21 protein-coding genes are annotated in these 15,711 nt (G+C 53.7%); 10 read left to right on the top strand and 11 right to left on the bottom strand.

Annotated elements, in window-relative coordinates; genetic code table 11:
* Positions 1-360, top strand: a 360-nt coding sequence (locus T504_RS0111370) for a substrate-binding domain-containing protein (protein WP_033171200.1), incomplete at its 5' end; no start/stop codon positions are given.
* A gap of 11 nt (positions 361-371) precedes the next feature.
* On the top strand, positions 372-2,078 hold the full coding sequence (locus tag T504_RS0111365; protein WP_033171199.1) for a methyl-accepting chemotaxis protein: 1,707 nt from the start codon (positions 372-374) through the stop codon (positions 2,076-2,078).
* Positions 2,079-2,382: 304 nt separating this feature from the next.
* Here T504_RS0111365 and T504_RS14640 read toward each other — a convergent pair whose 3' ends face one another.
* The 9 genes from T504_RS14640 to T504_RS14290 all read right to left on the bottom strand — a co-directional run bounded on the left by T504_RS14640 (position 2,383) and on the right by T504_RS14290 (position 6,719).
* On the bottom strand, positions 2,383-2,628 hold the full coding sequence (locus T504_RS14640; protein ID WP_072022740.1) for a transposase: 246 nt from the start codon (positions 2,626-2,628) through the stop codon (positions 2,383-2,385).
* Between the two features lie 247 nt (positions 2,629-2,875).
* On the bottom strand, positions 2,876-3,277 hold the full coding sequence (locus T504_RS0111355) for a helix-turn-helix domain-containing protein (protein ID WP_033171197.1): 402 nt from the start codon (positions 3,275-3,277) through the stop codon (positions 2,876-2,878).
* 239 nt (positions 3,278-3,516) lie between these two features.
* Positions 3,517-3,681 (bottom strand): YvrJ family protein, encoded by a 165-nt coding sequence (locus T504_RS14300; protein ID WP_231473907.1) that lies wholly within the window; start codon positions 3,679-3,681, stop codon positions 3,517-3,519.
* On the bottom strand, positions 3,678-3,890 hold the full coding sequence (locus tag T504_RS0111350; RefSeq protein ID WP_033171196.1) for a DUF2922 domain-containing protein: 213 nt from the start codon (positions 3,888-3,890) through the stop codon (positions 3,678-3,680). Before T504_RS0111350 ends, T504_RS14300 begins: the two co-directional genes overlap by 4 nt.
* A 21-nt stretch (positions 3,891-3,911) precedes the next feature.
* The gene (locus tag T504_RS0111345; protein ID WP_033171195.1) at positions 3,912-4,139 is read right to left on the bottom strand and encodes a DUF1659 domain-containing protein; all 228 of its coding nucleotides are present in this window, start codon (positions 4,137-4,139) and stop codon (positions 3,912-3,914) included.
* A gap of 624 nt (positions 4,140-4,763) precedes the next feature.
* On the bottom strand, positions 4,764-5,321 hold the full coding sequence (locus T504_RS14295) for an N-acetylmuramoyl-L-alanine amidase family protein (RefSeq protein WP_033171194.1): 558 nt from the start codon (positions 5,319-5,321) through the stop codon (positions 4,764-4,766).
* Positions 5,322-5,382: 61 nt separating this feature from the next.
* Positions 5,383-5,874 (bottom strand): hypothetical protein, encoded by a 492-nt coding sequence (locus T504_RS0111335; protein WP_033171193.1) that lies wholly within the window; start codon positions 5,872-5,874, stop codon positions 5,383-5,385.
* Positions 5,861-6,316 (bottom strand): hypothetical protein, encoded by a 456-nt coding sequence (locus T504_RS0111330; protein ID WP_033171192.1) that lies wholly within the window; start codon positions 6,314-6,316, stop codon positions 5,861-5,863. Before T504_RS0111330 ends, T504_RS0111335 begins: the two co-directional genes overlap by 14 nt.
* Positions 6,317-6,509: 193 nt before the next feature.
* Positions 6,510-6,719, bottom strand: coding sequence for a helix-turn-helix domain-containing protein (locus tag T504_RS14290; RefSeq protein ID WP_072022739.1), 210 nt, complete (start codon positions 6,717-6,719; stop codon positions 6,510-6,512).
* Between the two features lie 200 nt (positions 6,720-6,919).
* Between T504_RS14290 and T504_RS13975 the strand changes: the two genes are divergently transcribed.
* From T504_RS13975 to T504_RS14635, 5 genes are all read left to right on the top strand, one after another.
* Complete coding sequence (locus T504_RS13975) at positions 6,920-7,348, top strand: helix-turn-helix domain-containing protein (RefSeq protein ID WP_051635347.1); 429 nt, start codon at positions 6,920-6,922, stop codon at positions 7,346-7,348.
* A gap of 14 nt (positions 7,349-7,362) precedes the next feature.
* A complete protein-coding gene (locus T504_RS0111320) occupies positions 7,363-8,553 on the top strand; it encodes a tyrosine-type recombinase/integrase (protein WP_033171191.1) in 1,191 nt (396 codons plus the stop codon).
* Between the two features lie 1,704 nt (positions 8,554-10,257).
* Positions 10,258-11,052 (top strand): ParA family protein, encoded by a 795-nt coding sequence (locus T504_RS0111310; RefSeq protein ID WP_033171189.1) that lies wholly within the window; start codon positions 10,258-10,260, stop codon positions 11,050-11,052.
* A 67-nt stretch (positions 11,053-11,119) separates the two neighbouring features.
* Entirely contained in the window at positions 11,120-11,395 is a 276-nt protein-coding gene (locus T504_RS0111305; RefSeq protein ID WP_033171188.1) for a hypothetical protein, read from the top strand.
* 1,242 nt (positions 11,396-12,637) lie between these two features.
* Positions 12,638-12,790, top strand: a complete 153-nt coding sequence (locus tag T504_RS14635; RefSeq protein ID WP_156033535.1) for a hypothetical protein — start codon at positions 12,638-12,640, stop codon at positions 12,788-12,790.
* A 478-nt stretch (positions 12,791-13,268) separates the two neighbouring features.
* Here T504_RS14635 and T504_RS14630 read toward each other — a convergent pair whose 3' ends face one another.
* Together T504_RS14630 and T504_RS14625 are read right to left on the bottom strand one after the other, a co-directional pair.
* Entirely contained in the window at positions 13,269-13,460 is a 192-nt protein-coding gene (locus tag T504_RS14630; protein ID WP_156033534.1) for a hypothetical protein, read from the bottom strand.
* Between the two features lie 93 nt (positions 13,461-13,553).
* A complete protein-coding gene (locus tag T504_RS14625) occupies positions 13,554-13,721 on the bottom strand; it encodes a hypothetical protein (RefSeq protein WP_156033533.1) in 168 nt (55 codons plus the stop codon).
* Between the two features lie 365 nt (positions 13,722-14,086).
* On the opposite strand from T504_RS14625, the gene T504_RS0111295 reads away from it, so the two are divergent.
* The 3 genes from T504_RS0111295 to T504_RS0111285 form a co-directional block, all read left to right on the top strand.
* Positions 14,087-14,362, top strand: coding sequence for a hypothetical protein (locus T504_RS0111295; RefSeq protein ID WP_143558773.1), 276 nt, complete (start codon positions 14,087-14,089; stop codon positions 14,360-14,362).
* 88 nt (positions 14,363-14,450) lie between these two features.
* Positions 14,451-14,903 (top strand): hypothetical protein, encoded by a 453-nt coding sequence (locus T504_RS0111290; RefSeq protein WP_051635346.1) that lies wholly within the window; start codon positions 14,451-14,453, stop codon positions 14,901-14,903.
* A gap of 155 nt (positions 14,904-15,058) precedes the next feature.
* Positions 15,059-15,711: sugar ABC transporter substrate-binding protein (locus T504_RS0111285; RefSeq protein WP_051635345.1), on the top strand; the 653-nt coding region annotated here is incomplete at its 3' end.

Here is a 15,711-nt window from a genome sequence, read left to right as displayed (position 1 = left end):
AAGGCCGATGCCAACTGGAGCGAGGCCGAGGGGCTGAAGGACATGACCCTCTGGCTGCAGATCTATCCCCAGATAGATGCTGTCGTGTGCGGCAATGACAACATGGCCCTGGGCGCCCTGCACGCCCTGAAGGCTGCCGGCAAGTCCGGCGTCCTCATCTCCGGCGTCGATGCCGTGGACGATGCCCTCAAGGCAGTTGCCGCCGGCGATATGAGCCAGACTGTCAAGCAGGACGCAGACAAGACCGCCGAAGCCATCGCAGGCCTCCTGCAGAAGTCCCTGAGTGGCACCGCCCCCACCGATGACGTGAAGGTGCCCTTTACGGAAATCACCAGGGATAACATTTCCCAGTTCAGATAAGGAGGGTCATCATGAATCATTTAAACGTCAGGATAAAGATTCTCCTGCTGGCCGCCATCATGCTTTTCATCACCTGCATCGTAGCTGCCGTAGGCATCTTTGCTACCTCCCAGGCCAAGCAGTCCATTGATGACATGTACAACTACAACCTCATGACCACCCAGTATCTCAATGATGCCAATACCCAGCTGCAGACCATCATCTCCCATGTCTCCTATGTGCAGCAGCAGAATTTCACCGTGGAAAACCGCAAGATCATCCTGAAGGATATCTCCGACAAGCTGAAGATCATTGAAGATGATGTGCATAAGGTCAAGGAAATCGACCGCAGCCAGCGGGCCCAGGAAACCATCGCAGCCCTGGAAGGGAACCTCTCCGACTTCCAGTCCAAGGTCAAGGCTGCCGAAGCCCTTGGCATGAGCCAGGAAGACCGGGGCAAGCTCTTGGATGAGCTCTCGGGCGTCAGCGCCATCAGCTCCAATCTGGCAGTGCTGACCCCCGACAACGTGCTGCAGGGCAAGCTGCTCTTCGAGGACAATACTGCCACCTACGACCGCACCATCAAGATTTTCGCAGGCATCATCCTGCTGGGCCTTATCGTGGGCATCGCTGCCGCCACCTACATCGCCCAGAACATCGCCGGACCTCTGGGAACCTCCGTCCAACAGCTCAATGCCGTAGCTGACGGCGACCTCACCCAGGAAATCCCCCCGGAGCTCAGCCAGCGCCAGGACGAAGTGGGCAGCATGGTACAGGCTTTGGAAAAAATGCAGGCCTCCCTCAGGAATGTGCTGCGGGAAGTGCGGGGCGAGGCAGACAAGAGCGCCGATATGGTGCAGGAAGTCCAGCATCTGGTAGGCGACCTCAACGACAGCACCCAGGATATGTCCGCAGTCACGGAGGAAATGTCCGCCGGCATGGAAGAAACTGCCGCCTCCACCATGAATCTCCAAACCCTCAGCGACAGGGTAGTGAAAAAAATCCATGAGAATGCAAAAGGGGCCGAAGAAAGCGAAAACTACACAGGACAAGTGGCAGAGCGGGCTGGCCGCCTCCAGTCCACCATGGCCCAGTCCTACAAAGAAGCGGAGGGGGTCTACAATACCACCAAAACCGCCGTGGAAGAAGCCATCGAATCCGCCAAGGTGGTGGAACAGATCAACAGCCTCACAGGAGAAATCACCCAGATTGCCGAGCAGACCAACCTGCTGGCCCTGAACGCCGCCATCGAGGCCGCCCGGGCCGGCGAGCATGGCCGTGGCTTTGCCGTAGTGGCAGACGAGGTGAGGAAACTGGCCGAGCAGTCCCACGACACAGCCGAAAACATCCAGAGCCTCACCAACAAGGTCATCGGCTCCGTGCAGGACCTTTCCAGCGGCGCTTTCAGCCTGCTGAAGTTCATGGAAGAGAAAGTCAGCAAAGACTACGAACTCATCAACGAGACAGCCGCCCAATATCGTGAAGATGCCGACTACCTCAGGGGCTTCGCCCAGAAGAGCAACACTACCTCCAGGGAACTGGCCGAGTCCATAGATACCATGAACAACGCCCTGGAGGAAATCTCCAAGGCCACCCACGAGGGAGCCGTAGGCAACACCAGCGTGGCAGAAAAAATCGCCCTGGTGGCAGATAAGGCCAACGACATCCTGCAGAAGATCAACATCTCCCAGCAGGGCGCCGAAAACCTCAAGCAGCAGGTGGCAAAGTTCAAGGTCTGAAAATCCCCCATATAACGAGTGCAAGATGTCCCCCACTTCTATAAGTGGAGGCGGTAACTTACTAACAGGCGGCGAGTTAATATCTCCCACCTCGTTAAAAGGCCAAGAGGAAGTTTTTCCTTCGGCAAAACTGGAACAATGGCCTTATAAAAAACTGCCCTCAGCGCGAGGGCAGTTTTCATTTTATTTGAGCAGGAAAAACAGCAGGGGGAACACCACTACCAGATACAAAAACGTGGTGAGAATAAAGGAGCACACCGCCAGATCCGTCCTCAGCTGATATAGCTTCGAGGCCAGCACCGCATTAATGGCAGTAGGCGTAGTGGCGAGAATGACGAAGGTATTCAGCAGCACTGGATCCTGGAACACCAGCCGGCTTGCCTTCCAGCAGGTACATGAAATTTATGTCCCTTTGGCAGGCGCACTCAATCCTGCGTGAGCTGAAGATATGGTTCATTCCCGCATAAACAAGGATGGCCAGCATCTGCCTTGGCGTCGTCAGATTACGATCTATCCGTTGATAGGTCTTCTCCAGTGATGTTATATCCATACCTCCAATACAGTAGCGAAGCAGGCGGACGGGGTCATCTTTGCCAATCTGAAATTCAAGATTAAAAGGAAGGGATACTTGATAACTCCCTCCGAAAGACGTATAATCTTTCTGTGAATTTAGTTTGTGCATACCTAAATTCTACACTTAATCCCGAGGCATTCAAGCCCCGGGATTGTTTTTTTGCATGCGAAAAGGAGCTGCTGCACGTTGATTACGTGCAACAGCCCCTTTTTTGTACTTATATTTAATTATCGTTACGCTTTTTCAGTACAAGCTGCACGGTGGATGGGCTGCATCCGAGTAACTTGGCAATCTTGCGGATAGACATGCCCTGATCGCGGCGAAATAGGATGTCCTTATGCAGGTTCACATTGGTCTTCGGGCCGCGTTTGGCAAAGGCGGCCCGGCGAATAGCCTCGTCATATTCGGCCTTGTTGCGCTCCTGCTGGTCTTTGAGGATGAACTGGGTCTTTTTCTGCAGCTCTGCCCTAAGCTCCCTGTTTTCGGCGCGTAACTGCTGGTTTTCTTTCTGACACTCGGATGATTTTCCTTTTAGGTTGGCAAGCTCCTGTCTGAGCGCGTCGTTTTCCTGCCGCAACCGAGCCAGTTCGGATGCGGCCTGCTCGCTGTTTACTACCTTTTCCATGACGACCCTCCTTGTGTACTTATAATTAATTATCGTTACACTTATAATATACCATATTGACCATCAAAAGACAAGAAAAACCGTACCAATAATAAAATATCGGTACGGTTTTAAGGCGTCAATCTGACCGGTCAAATTTGACGGGTCAAATAGATAAGGCCGCCGACATGGGGCGCGGCGGCCTCGATATGTTGCTGTATCGCGCGAATTGGAAGGGCGATACACCTTATTATACCATGTCAGCGGCGCTGCAACTGCAATTCCTTGACGAGTTCGCCAATCTGCTCAGTGAACTTGTCCATCGACCGTTGGAATCGTGTCAGCAGGTAGAACGTCACGACGATGGGAAAGCCGACGGCGGATATGGCGGTAAGAATGGTTTGTTCCATGGCTGCATCCATCATACAATCGCCTCATCATCAACCGTGCGGATGATGGCCATCTTCAGGGAAACCAGCTGCGCACCGTTGACGATGAAAAACTTCGTGGTCACGATTTTATTTACCAAAGCACGGATTTCCTCCGGCGCGATGTCCTCACGCGGATCGGCAATAACCAGCTCCGACGTTCTGCCATCGGAACGGTTGAATCGCATAATAAGTGTTTTCTTCATGATGATAAACCTCCTTTACGCTCAACCCACGGCAATAAGGGACGCGCTGTCCTCACGGACAATCGAATGAACGGTACGCGCCTGCAGGCGCCCCAAAAGGGCTGCCGTCTCGTACATGTCCCCATCCGTTACCTCGGGATTCACATGCGGGAACGTCACCAAAGCATAAACTTCCTTGCCAGCCGCGTTCTGCCCTTTGATGAATTTGAGTTTCAGCGAACAGGTCTGGTCTCCTTTTCTTGTCTCCATGATAAAACCTCCTTCAAAATGCAACAAAGCCGCACGATCGTCATGCCGTGCGGCTTTGCTGCGGAATGACGACCTATGGGGAAAATCCCCTATATATCAAGCGCCAAGCGCCAGATACCGGAGCAGCAGAAGGGTCGTCATCATTCCGTATGTGGGGTTTTTATGGGAATATGGGAAAGGTAGTTCTTATCTACCGTCATAATACCGAGTTGACCGGTCAATAGCAAGTTTTTTTATTTTTTGCTGAATAAGAAAAGGGACTGCTGCATGAGCAGCAGTCCTTTCTGCCGCAGGGTGAACAGTCCTGCGGCGCGGCTTTTACATGGTGCGTTGGTTATCTGTCAAGCCATTTGCAGATGTAGTGGCTGACTATGCCTGCAAAAACAGAAACCATGAAGTTTGCGAGATTTTGGTCCAAATGTAACACCTCCCTCTAGCCGGAGGTTCCGCACCGCGTATTAGTATAGCATGAATTGACGGCAAGCGTAAATCCGAGGTATAATAAAAGCAAGCTAATGGAGTTTGCGAGATTCCAAATGCACCGGAGCTGTGGCCTGAACAACCGCAGCTTTTTTTCGTGGAAAAATAGCCCCTGCTGCCGTTTCGGGCAGCAGGGGCTTTTCTTTATTGTTGCTGCTCGTAGTCTGTGACCCCTCTTGCCAGCGCCCGTGCGATTTCGTCGCCGTGCTGGGTAAGGAGGCCGATGTCGTCGCTATCGATGAAGCCTGTCTCCACGAGGACAGCGGGCATGGTGGTATTACGCAGGACGCAGAAACTTGGATGCGCCTTGACGCCGCGATCGGCGTAGCCGCCGTCGATGGGCGCGAGACTTTCTACGAGCTGGCGCTGGATGCAGTGGGCGAGCTTTTCGCCGCTGCCGCCGAAGTTATAGCAGTAGGTTTCGGCACCTCTGCCGCCGCCCGCGTTGACGTGGATGGAGAGGAAGAGGTCGGCGGGCCAGCGGTTGGCGGCGTCCACGACGCAGGGATAGCCGGGCGCTTCGCCGTAGAGGTTGTGACTTTGCAGCAGCTTTACTTCCAAGCCCGCGGCTTCGAGGTATTTGCCGCAGAGGCTGCCGTAGGTAATGGCAAGGTCGCATTCGCGCAGGTGGTAGCGGGAATTGACGCAGCCGGGGTCGGGATTGCCGCCGAGGGCGTGACCGGGATTTAGGAATACTCGCATGGTTTCCTCCTTTTTGGCAGAGTATAGAAAAAGCGCAGGCCAGATGGTCTGCGCGGGCGGGTTAGTTTACGACAAAGCCGTCTTCGGTTTCTTCGGTATGATAGGTGTCCTCCTGGTCGTAGTCTTGGGCGTAGACGGTATACGTCCCCTCTTCGACAAGGCTTTCGCTGATGTCGAGGCAGTCGCCAAGGGCGTCCATCAGCGCATCCGTCCATTCGTCGAAATCGCAGTATGTGCCGGTGATATGCGGCATGGTAGAAAAGGTGTAGAGGTCGTCGTCAGCTGGCTGGGGCGCAGCGGGAGCGACAGGGATAGTGGCAGGGCGCGGCGCAGGTTCGCTTTTTTGACGGGTCAGTTGACCGGTCAAATGGTAGACCATTTTGCGGCAGGCCTTGGATAGGGTCAAAAGCCCTGCGTCGATAAGCTCGTGGCGGGCGGCGACGATGCTGCCATGGGAAAGGCCGGTCATGTCGCGGATGAGGTATTCGTCCACGATGCCGCCGCCGCGGGCGGTAATGGCGTCATAGAGTTTTTGCGCCTTACGCGAAAGCATAGCGGATTCCTCCTTGTAGTAGATAGATGTCGTGCGCCATAGGCTGGGATGGGCGGCGGATGCCGCAGGCGTGGTCGTGGCCATCCATGTAGGTCATAAACGCCCGACGCCCGCGAATTGTGCCAAGGTCGATGAGGACGGGCGTTGGCACTTTCGCGGCGGCAATACACGTCAGGTAGGTGTAGACCTGTCCCCATAGTTTGGCGCAGGCAGGATTCCCGAATGTTTGCATGGCCATGACGATCGCAAGCACGTCATGAGCCGTAAAGCCGCCCGCCGGGATGCGTATGGCAAGCGGCGGGGGCGTTTCTAGCAGGGCTTGCCAGCGGTCAAGCAGGGCGTTTTCGGGTATAATAAGCGTATGGCCCGTGCGACAGGCGTGATGGAGGCAAGTTCCGATAAGAGCAGCCTGTGGGTAGTCGATGGTAAGGATGATGTCCATAGCCGTTCTCCTTCTTCCTCCGTCGGGGCAATCTTGGCAATGGGTTTGCCGTTGACTAAGGCCAGCATGTGCGAAGTATCTATGCCGATGGGTATCCTCGCCTTTCGGTAGATTTCGAGCATCTGGCAATCTAAGGCGGTGCGTCCGTGGTAGTGCGATAAATCCGTTTTTCCCATATCGTCAACTCCTTTTGTTAATGCAGGGAGGGCAGGCAGTTGTCCTGGTGGGCGGCGCAGTCCGCGAGCCACTTGTCGGCGGCCTTGCGGTGTATCATGATGCGCCGCCCGATGCGCAGGGCGGGAAAGCCACGGACATGGGAGAGACGGCGGGCCGTCTTTTCGCCAATGCCGGTAATACGGGAAAATTCGTTGATGGTGAGTAGGATTTTTTCTTGATTTTGCATAGGCATTTTCCTCGTTACGGCTGTATTATGTTGCACGGGGCAGTCGTATTATTATTATTTTGTATTTATTCGACGTTCTAATTATACTACTAGATAATTTTAATGTCTATAACTGTCAGAAAATACGGCATATAAAAGAAATATAGCGTATAAAATGGCTTTTCATGATACAATAAGGGCGAAAGGTGGTTTGAGGTGCCATGAATAACGACAAAACAATTGACCCGTCAAATTTGACCGGTCAACCGGCAGATATAGCGGCGCGATGTCCGGATTTAAAGGATAGGCTGGCGGGACTGGCCAGCCAGCGCGCCAAGGACGAAGAAAATATTTTCCCGCTGCGGCTCAAGATGCTGCGGCAGGAACTGAATCTCACGCAGAATGAGCTGGCAGAAATTTTGGGCGTGCCGATGCGGACGTATGCGAATTGGGAGCAAGGGCGGTCGTTCCCGAGCATCGAGCGGCTGCCACATATTGCGGCCTTTTTCGATGTGACGGTGGATTATCTTTTAGGCGTGAACCGCGATACCATCAATCACAGGGTTATGGATCAATTGGCTATCCTTACCCCCGAACAGCGCAAGGCCGTGGAGCTGGTGCTCGTGAGTATGAAGAAAGAAGCGGAATGAAGGGGGGGAGACATATGGAAAAGAAACGGAAAAAACGCCGGGCAAATGGTGAGGGGTCGGTGTATTATAACAAAAAAACTGGCCGCTGGATGGCGCAGCTTGCTGTTGGTTATGATGGCAAGACGGGACGTTTGCTGATGCGCGCCAAAAGTAGTGCCACGCAGGCTGAGGCCCTGGAAAATCTTGCCGCCTTGAAGGAACGGTATTTGCATACCGCGGCTGTCCTGGCGGATAAAATGACGGCCGGGCAGTGGCTGGATAAGTGGTTTGACACTTACTCGCGTCCGCGGCTCCGCGCGACGACAGCAGAGCGCTACGCCTTTATGATTGGCGTGGCCAAGGAATATATCGGCAAACGACGGCTGGGAAAGGTAGCGGAATTTGATCTGCAAAATATCATCAACCAGCGTTTTGCGGATAACTATGAGCGGGCACGGTACTTCCGCGTCGTCATGCGCATGGCCTTTGGCCGCGCGGCAAAGCTCCAAATGATACCGGTAAATATCGCGGACGATTTAATCCTGCCACGCAAGCCGCACAAAAAGCCGTTCGTGCGGCCGACGAAGGAGCAGCGCGACGCGCTTCTGCGCGCCAAGACGCCATTTTTTGGCTGGCGGGAAATCCTGCTGACGGAGTTTATGACGGGGCTGCGGCGCGGCGAGCTGCTCGCCCTGCATTGGCGCGATATAAACCTTGAGGAAGGCTGGCTGGAGGTCAAGCATGGTCTCGTCAATGCAGATGGCAAGGTCATGCTAACCGATCCCAAGACTGAGCAGAGCCGTCGCCGCATCTATATCCCCAAGGCGCTTTGCCAGGAGCTGCGGGATTATCGCCATCTGCAGGGAATTGCACGGCTGGAGGCGGGGCACTGGGAGCATCCCGACTTGGTATTCACGTATCGGGACGGGCAGTACATCAGTCCCGCGTATTTCTCGTCGTACTATGCGCGGGTGCGCAAGCGGCTCGGGATAGAGACGACCTTCCATATGCTACGGCATGATCTGGCCTCCCGCATGAAGGACAGCAAGAAATTTGACCTGAAGGACATACAGGAGCAGCTGGGCCATTCGCATATCAATGTCACGATGGACATCTACACCCACCTCAACGAGGAAAGCAGGGCTGAGGTCGGGCATTGGATGCAAGAGGATATGGGAAATGTCATTCCAATCGACAAAAAAAGACAGCGGCGGGAAGGTAAATAAAAAAATTTTTTATTTTTTTTGCGGTATTTGCGGGCTACGACAATGTAACTTGTTATAACGTGGCATACGGTTGCGGCGTCGCTACATATTTATTACGAATAAAAAACACGACAAATGATAGAAAAAAGCCCCGTGAAAAGTATCACGGGGCTTTTGCTATAAAGGGTTAAGCGTGTCAAAAGAAAATATTGGCACGGATATAGGTATAACATCAAAAGTGTTATACCTGCCGCCGATTCGGGGGCTGTCTGCTGCTTGCAGACAGTTGACGTATTAACCTTAATCATGCTATTATAGTTTGCAGATACAGAGTTATCGACAGAAAGCCTGTGTATAACAGGATAGCTCTTTCCTAAGTAAAAAATTGAAACGTTAATATATAGAGAAAATAAAAAGAAGCCTTCGGACGGCAATCCGTAGGCTTCCGCTAAATGGTCCACGCAAACACCGTGTACCAAAGCTTTTCTTACGTTCGATTATATCGTATAGTATTTGACTCGTCAAGAGGCAGACTATGTGTATATTAGATTGAGGCGTGGACATTTAGCACCCAGCTCTGGTGGAGCAGGTGCTTTTTTAGTGCGTGAATGCAAAGTATCGGGCAACATAGGTACAGGAATCAACGGATTATAAGGCAGCTGCCGCGGAGGGGTCGTGTTGAGTGGCAAGCACACGCAAAAGACACCCATCGACGTTAATCGCGCCGGGAATCACCGTTAGATGGTGGCGGGCTAACCGCAGCCCTTAACATCCAGATGCCCTGCGGGTGCAATTCCTGCAGGTGAGCCCACTGAGACGTGCAGTGTGGCAACAACAGTCCTGAGAGGCCCCTCACAAGGGTCGTTGAGGCAGGCGGAACGAAACGTGGTAACGTCAGACCTGGTCACGAAATACGGGTGATTCCCGTCGAGAGTTCCGTTTCAGCAGTAATGCTGATTGCATGGATGAGGCGACCGACCGATCGGCCAATCAACCTTTTCATGTACCGCACTACCATAGAGAAACGAATCGGCTCGTTCTCGTTTCCCTATGGCAGTGCGGCCTCAGCTCCCTCCCTCTCAACCATATCAAGGGGTTCGGGGTTCGTCAACAAAGTTACGTAAAAAAGTTCGAGGAGAGAATCGACGTGCGAGAACCTAGTACAGGTATTCATGGAATGAGTGTCGAGAAGCGTCCGGAAGCGAAAAAGAAGTACTATTGTAAGGCGTGTCGTTTTGCAAAGTTATCTGAGCATCGGACAGAACTGTACTGTACGGTTCATAAAAAGTTTAGGAAAGCGAGTGCTGGAATAGGTCATTGTACAAAATATCAGCGGAAGTATCGGTATAAGAATCGACGTAAATATCCGTGGAAGTAGTGTACCGATATTTAATTATGAGTACAGTTTTGAGACTAGCCACGCAGGCTTTTGTAGAGCCGAAAGAGTGCGGGGCAGATTATCTTGAGTAGGCCAAAGACGACACCGAGGAGAAAGCAAAGGGCACAGAAGACCATAAAGATGGCCACGATAAGAGACAACATGACAGGTACCTCCAGCAACAAATTGGTTACATTCATTATAGCAGAAACGGCAGTCCGTAGAGTCGGGCTGCCGTTTTTTTGACCGGTCAATTTTGACTCGTCAACTATTGCCAGTCCGAGGCGGATTTGATATAGTTAGTATATAAAAAGTATTACTTAGTATATACTATGAGGGGCAGAAGTATGAAAATCATAGCGATTGCAAACCAAAAAGGCGGCGTGGCTAAGACGACGTCCACCTACAATCTGGCGGCGGCCAAGGCGGCAGCCTCGAAGAAAAATCGGGTGTTGATGATTGACCTGGATCCGCAGGCATCTTTGACGATTAGCTGCGGGCTGGAGCCGGGAACGGGCAACATGGAAAAGTACAACATCTGTGCGTTGTTTGAAACTGACAAGCACAAACAGGTAAATCCGGCGGAGTGCTGTTTCACGGTCGATGCGACAGGTCTCGAGAATCTGTACCTGCTGCCGTCGGATTTGGAACTGGCGGTCAAGGAGGGCAACCTCATCGGCACGCGTAACTCGGATGTCCGCCTCTATACGGCCTTGGAGCAGCTGGCGCCATATTTTGACTACTGCTTTATTGACTGTCCGCCGCAGCTCGGCACGCTGCTGCGCAATGCACTGACGGCTGCCAATGAAGTCATCGTGCCATCCAAGACGGATTACCTTTCCTATCGCGGCCTCAAGGCATTGATGGAGACCATCGAGGGCATAAGGTCCGGCGACGGCGCAAGGTCACTCAACCCCGACTTGGAGTTTCGCGGGGTTATCGCGACGCTTTACAAAGGCTCGTCCAACGACCATCGTGACGTACTGGAGCTCTTGAAGAAAAACTACAACGTGCTCGGCGTCGTCAAAGACACCGTCGAAGTGAACCGCCGCCTTATCGAAGGACTGCCGATAGTCCTGGCGAATAAAGGCGCGGAAGTATCGGGGGTCTACAAGAACATTGCAGATAAGATTCAAAAGTAATACTTATTATATAAATAGTATTAGCAAGCATATAGAAAGTATTACTTAGTATATAAGGAGAACGGATATGGCAAGACTGATTGATAAAATCGAAGAACGGGAACGGCAGACGGAGGCGAACGCCTCAGCCGAGAAAAAAACGCCGGTTGTCGTGCGGATGACCGAGCAGACAAAATCCTCCAGCGGCAAAGATAAGCAGATTTCGGCCAAGGTCAACTCGGAAACCTATGCGGCCTTTACGGAAATCAACCGTGCGCTGGGCATGTCCAACAACAGCGCCCTGAACATGATTATTGCCGACTACGTGCGCGAGAAACGCTACGTGCTGGAGGATATAAAGTAATACTTTTTATATCCTAAGTATCAATATGTATATAGATAGTATTACTTAGTATATAATACTGTAGGCAGGTATGATGTATCGATATTTAATTAGCGATACATCTAAAAAACATCGGCCTGTGCTGTCTTTATTGACGACCGGGTAAGATGATGCTACAATGAATATAGTAATTTGGTGTTGACACAGGTCAACCATTGAAAAAGCCCTTGGGAGTGATGACCCAAGGGCTTTTTTGCGCGCCGTGATGATTGGCGTGCCTCGCTGGTGCCACAGTGGCTGCGCTTACTTACAGCCCCAGCATCTGCAAGATCAGTGTCCCGAGAATGCTCCCAAGGATGCTGATAAGCAGCTCAAGCAGTAAATTTGGTGTAAACACGTTGGTCAACCTCCCTCCCTTGCCGGATTAGCTTGATGAGGGCTGTGGCCTTTTTAGTATAGCATAGATTCGGGATTATGTGGGATTTTTGTATACTAAGTATATAAAAAGTATTACTTAGTATATGCTTTGAAGGATATATCAGCTGCGTTATTTGACGCAAGAATTGACCGGTCAATATCATAGTGTATTTGTATTTAATTATCGTTACACTTTTGAGAGGGGAACGAAGAGGCGTTTCCGATAATCGTGGCGAGCCGGATGCGAGCCTTTCCGCGCATGGATGCGCAGGTGTGTGTGACGACGTGGCCACGCGTAGCGTGTCCACCAAAGGAACATACACCCGAACCAGTGCGGGGATTGCACGGCGCGGCAGTGCTGGTCGGATGCGGAGTGCGGCTGAGTGGGTGAAGTGCTCCTACCTGTGCGGAAACAGCGCGACGACTGGAGCGCCCGCATAGGCAGGAGACCTGAACCCCGAACGCCAAACGCAGTCAGCCGTCCTGCTCTGCCGCGCCCCTTCGGTAGCAACGGATTGCGTCTTCTGCGAAGTGGACGGCTGCCCCGTCCACCCGAGCAGAGGACGCCTGCTGATGATATGATCCGACGAGCAGGCATAGAATAGCCCTTGAGGGAGTTCCAAGGCCAGGCGGGCAGGGGGTACGGCGGCGCGAGCTATCCCGCTCCTATCTCGCTGGACGCCGTAGTCGTCCCGATCGCAGGGAGGGCTGCCGAGTCCCCTGTCCCCCTATCTGCGGCACATAACTCCCATCCTGCCCGAGGAGCAACAGAACCGCAGGGCAGGAAAACGGGGGAAAGGGGGTAGGCCCCGCTTGTCGGGGCCGTAGGGGGAAAGGGGGCGGAGAGTGGACGCTTCGCGTCCACGTGCAGAGACGGCCCCCTGCCCGCCTGGCCGTCCTCGAGGATGGACGAAAGATGGGACAGTGGCACGGCCTGCGGATGGCACGCTGTACCGTGCGGGAGGTGCGCCAGCACGTCCCGCGAGAGGTGTCCGATAACGACGTGGACGGCAGCTAGGCCGTCCACCAAAGGGAGGACACCCGAACCATGAGGAGCTGGCACGAGGGTGAGGGCAGCGGTACTCGTGGGGAGCATAACAGGGTGGGGCGCGGTGTTCCTCTGCGACGTGGACGCTGGCAGTTGACGGCGGTCGAAGCTCGCCAAAAGCGTCAGCGTCCACGTCGCAGGAACACCGCCGGGCGGGCGTCTCCTTACGGCAGTCTACATCGAGGCATCCCTTACTACGTGGCGCCCACCCTCCCAGCCCTGCAAACTCCCCAAGATAGGCTGGCCGCGACGTTGCCATGTGCCGCCGGAAGTGCCTGCGTGCTCCTACTTTTGGCGGCAGCGTCACAGCAACCTCGCGGCCAGTAGGTTCTTTCGTGGCCCTCATACTGCGCTGGCGCACCACGTCCGCTGCGCTCCCGTCGTGCGGTGCTGCTCGAAACTTCGTGCTGGGAGTGCGGCCGCCGCGTCTTAGTCCTCGGTCAGCCGCCGTCCGTCGGCAGGTTTTGACCGGTCAATTTGATGCGTCAACATGGAGGCTCGCACAAGGGCAGGAGCAGTCGGACGGCTCAAGCTCCCCTGCGGAATCCGCCGCGGCTCACGCATGGCCATCCGTCTTGGATTCCTTCCGATAACCACCTTACGTCTATCGGAAGTGAGCACCCTACGGGCTGCCCCTCACACTTCCGATAGACACGGTTATCGAAAAGAATCCGCTTTCGAGAACCTCCCACAGGTGGCCGCGTCCAGCTCCCGTCAGCGGGCTCGTCCGTGAGCCCGCCCCATCTGGCGGCGCATGGCCATAGACTGCGACGGATCATCATGAGGCAGACTCGCCACGACTGCCGCGAGCAGGACACGGCATGAACTTCCCTCCGCTGCGGTCGGCTGATGCCGGCTCCTGCCCGAAGGTTGACCAATCAACGCTGAACAGTCAAAAGCGTCATAGTGCTCGGGTGGACAGGCTGTCCTCTCGGAATGCCACCGGCATCCCTCGATGCCCCAGACGCCGTAAGTGCGGCTCGCCATGCGTGCCACGATTGCAGGGCAGGGGCGGACTGACGATGGCCACGGGTGTCCGTTTCCTTGGGTGGACGCTGCCGCGTCCACGTCGTCAATAGACACCGCGCCTCCATGCGCAGGGGAAGGCTCACATCCAGCTCGCCACATCGGAAAATTGAAAGGTGCTTGTTGTTATATTTTATCCAGAAACGGAATAATGAGATTTTTGTATGGTAATGATAAAAATGGAATCGTTATTCCGAAATACCAAAAAAGGAGCCGATAGTATGGCTGGCAGAATAAGAAAACTGCATGAAGAAATGAATCGCTGGGCAAGCACGCATCAATTTGACTTAGCAGCTCTCAATGTACTTGCATCTATTGTCATTAGTAGTAAATGGGCACAGATTGTTATGTTAGTAGGGGATTGGAGAGGTATGATGTACGTTGCTTATGGGAACATTGAGCTTTGGGGAACAAGTCATCCAGTCTTTTTGACAACAGTTTCATTACTACTGTCGATAGTTGTGTCGCACTGGCTTAGTCAGAGGAAAAAAGAATGATACACTTTCACAAAAATGGCTTGGTACGAAAAAAGAGACTGCAGCAGCAGTCTCCGGAGGACTTTTCCAGGCCGATGTGAACGGCCTCATGTTCATATTGAAACTCTCCCGCACTGATGTCATTGCCTGGGAGGCCTTCCGCACGGGGAAGATGGAGCTGGCCCTTTATGAGGAGGACGGGGTGCTGTTCTTCCTGTACCAGATAGACGGCATCTTCAAGGAAGGCTGGGGAGACGCCCCCTTAGGCCTTGCCCTGCTGAAACCGGAGGAATGGCCCACAGAAGAGATCCTGCAGGACAAGACCCTGCATCTCTATCTGGTGGACAGCAACCTGCAGGTGCTGCTGTCCCTCAGGCAGGTACAGCTGAATGAGCAGTTCCACTGCACCATCAAAACTTACATAGAAAAACAGAAGGAAAACCACATTTCCCCAAAAGAATACACAGAAAAAGTCCACCGCATCTGGCAGCACCTGAGCTCTGCTGCCATGCGAGAAAAAGCAGCGGCAGTCCAGAAGATCGAGATGACCCTGGGCCACTGATTCCAGCCTCCCCTTGCCGGGGAGGCTATATTTTCACATCTTTTCATTTGACAAAAGGAAACCATCACCCTCATGCAGAATAATAACATCGTATAATTATCGTTATGCTCAAAAGAGCTGGATTGCGGTACTCATAAGGAAAGAGGTGTCTCTCCATGAAGAAGATGTTCAAGGCAGCTGCCGCAGCCTGCGGTATGCTGGCCCTTTTGACCCTGCCGGGGTGCGGCTCCCAGGGTGGCGCGGGGCAGAAGGTTTACTTTGTCGCCCACGCCGATGCCACAGGCTTTACGGGGCTCTTGTACGAAGGAGTGAAGTCCCGCATGCAGGGAGCAGAGGTGGAATTCCTCAATGCCAACGGCGACCCCAACCTGCAGATTGACCAGCTGAAGGCAGCCATTGAAGAAAAGCCTGCCGCCATCGTGCTGCTGGCAGTGGACGGCAATGCCGTGATCCCCGCCGTGGAAAAGGCCAATGAAGCGGGCATCCCTGTCATCGCCACCAACCGCGACCTGAACGGCGGTACCTTTGCCAACGTAGCTTCCGATGAAGCCCAGGCCGGCAGGCTCCAGGGCGAGTATATGGCCAAGCACCTGCCTCAGGGCGCGAAGGTTGTCTATCTGATGGGCGAAAGCCGCCAGAGCGGCGCCATAGCCCGTTGGGAAGGGTTCAAGGCAGCCTGCCTGGACAAGCGCCCGGACATCCAGCTGCTGGCCAAGGCCGATGCCAACTGGAGCGAGGCCGAGGGGCTGAAGGACATGACCCTCTGGCTGCAGATCTATCCCCAGATAGATGCTGTCGTGTGCGGCAA

Origin of the sequence: Selenomonas sp. ND2010 (genome assembly GCF_000702005.1) — a bacterium.
GTDB lineage: Bacteria > Bacillota > Negativicutes > Selenomonadales > Selenomonadaceae > Selenomonas_A.
The sequence above is the reverse complement of the archived record's forward strand: the minus strand, read 5'-3'. Positions and strand labels throughout refer to the sequence as shown.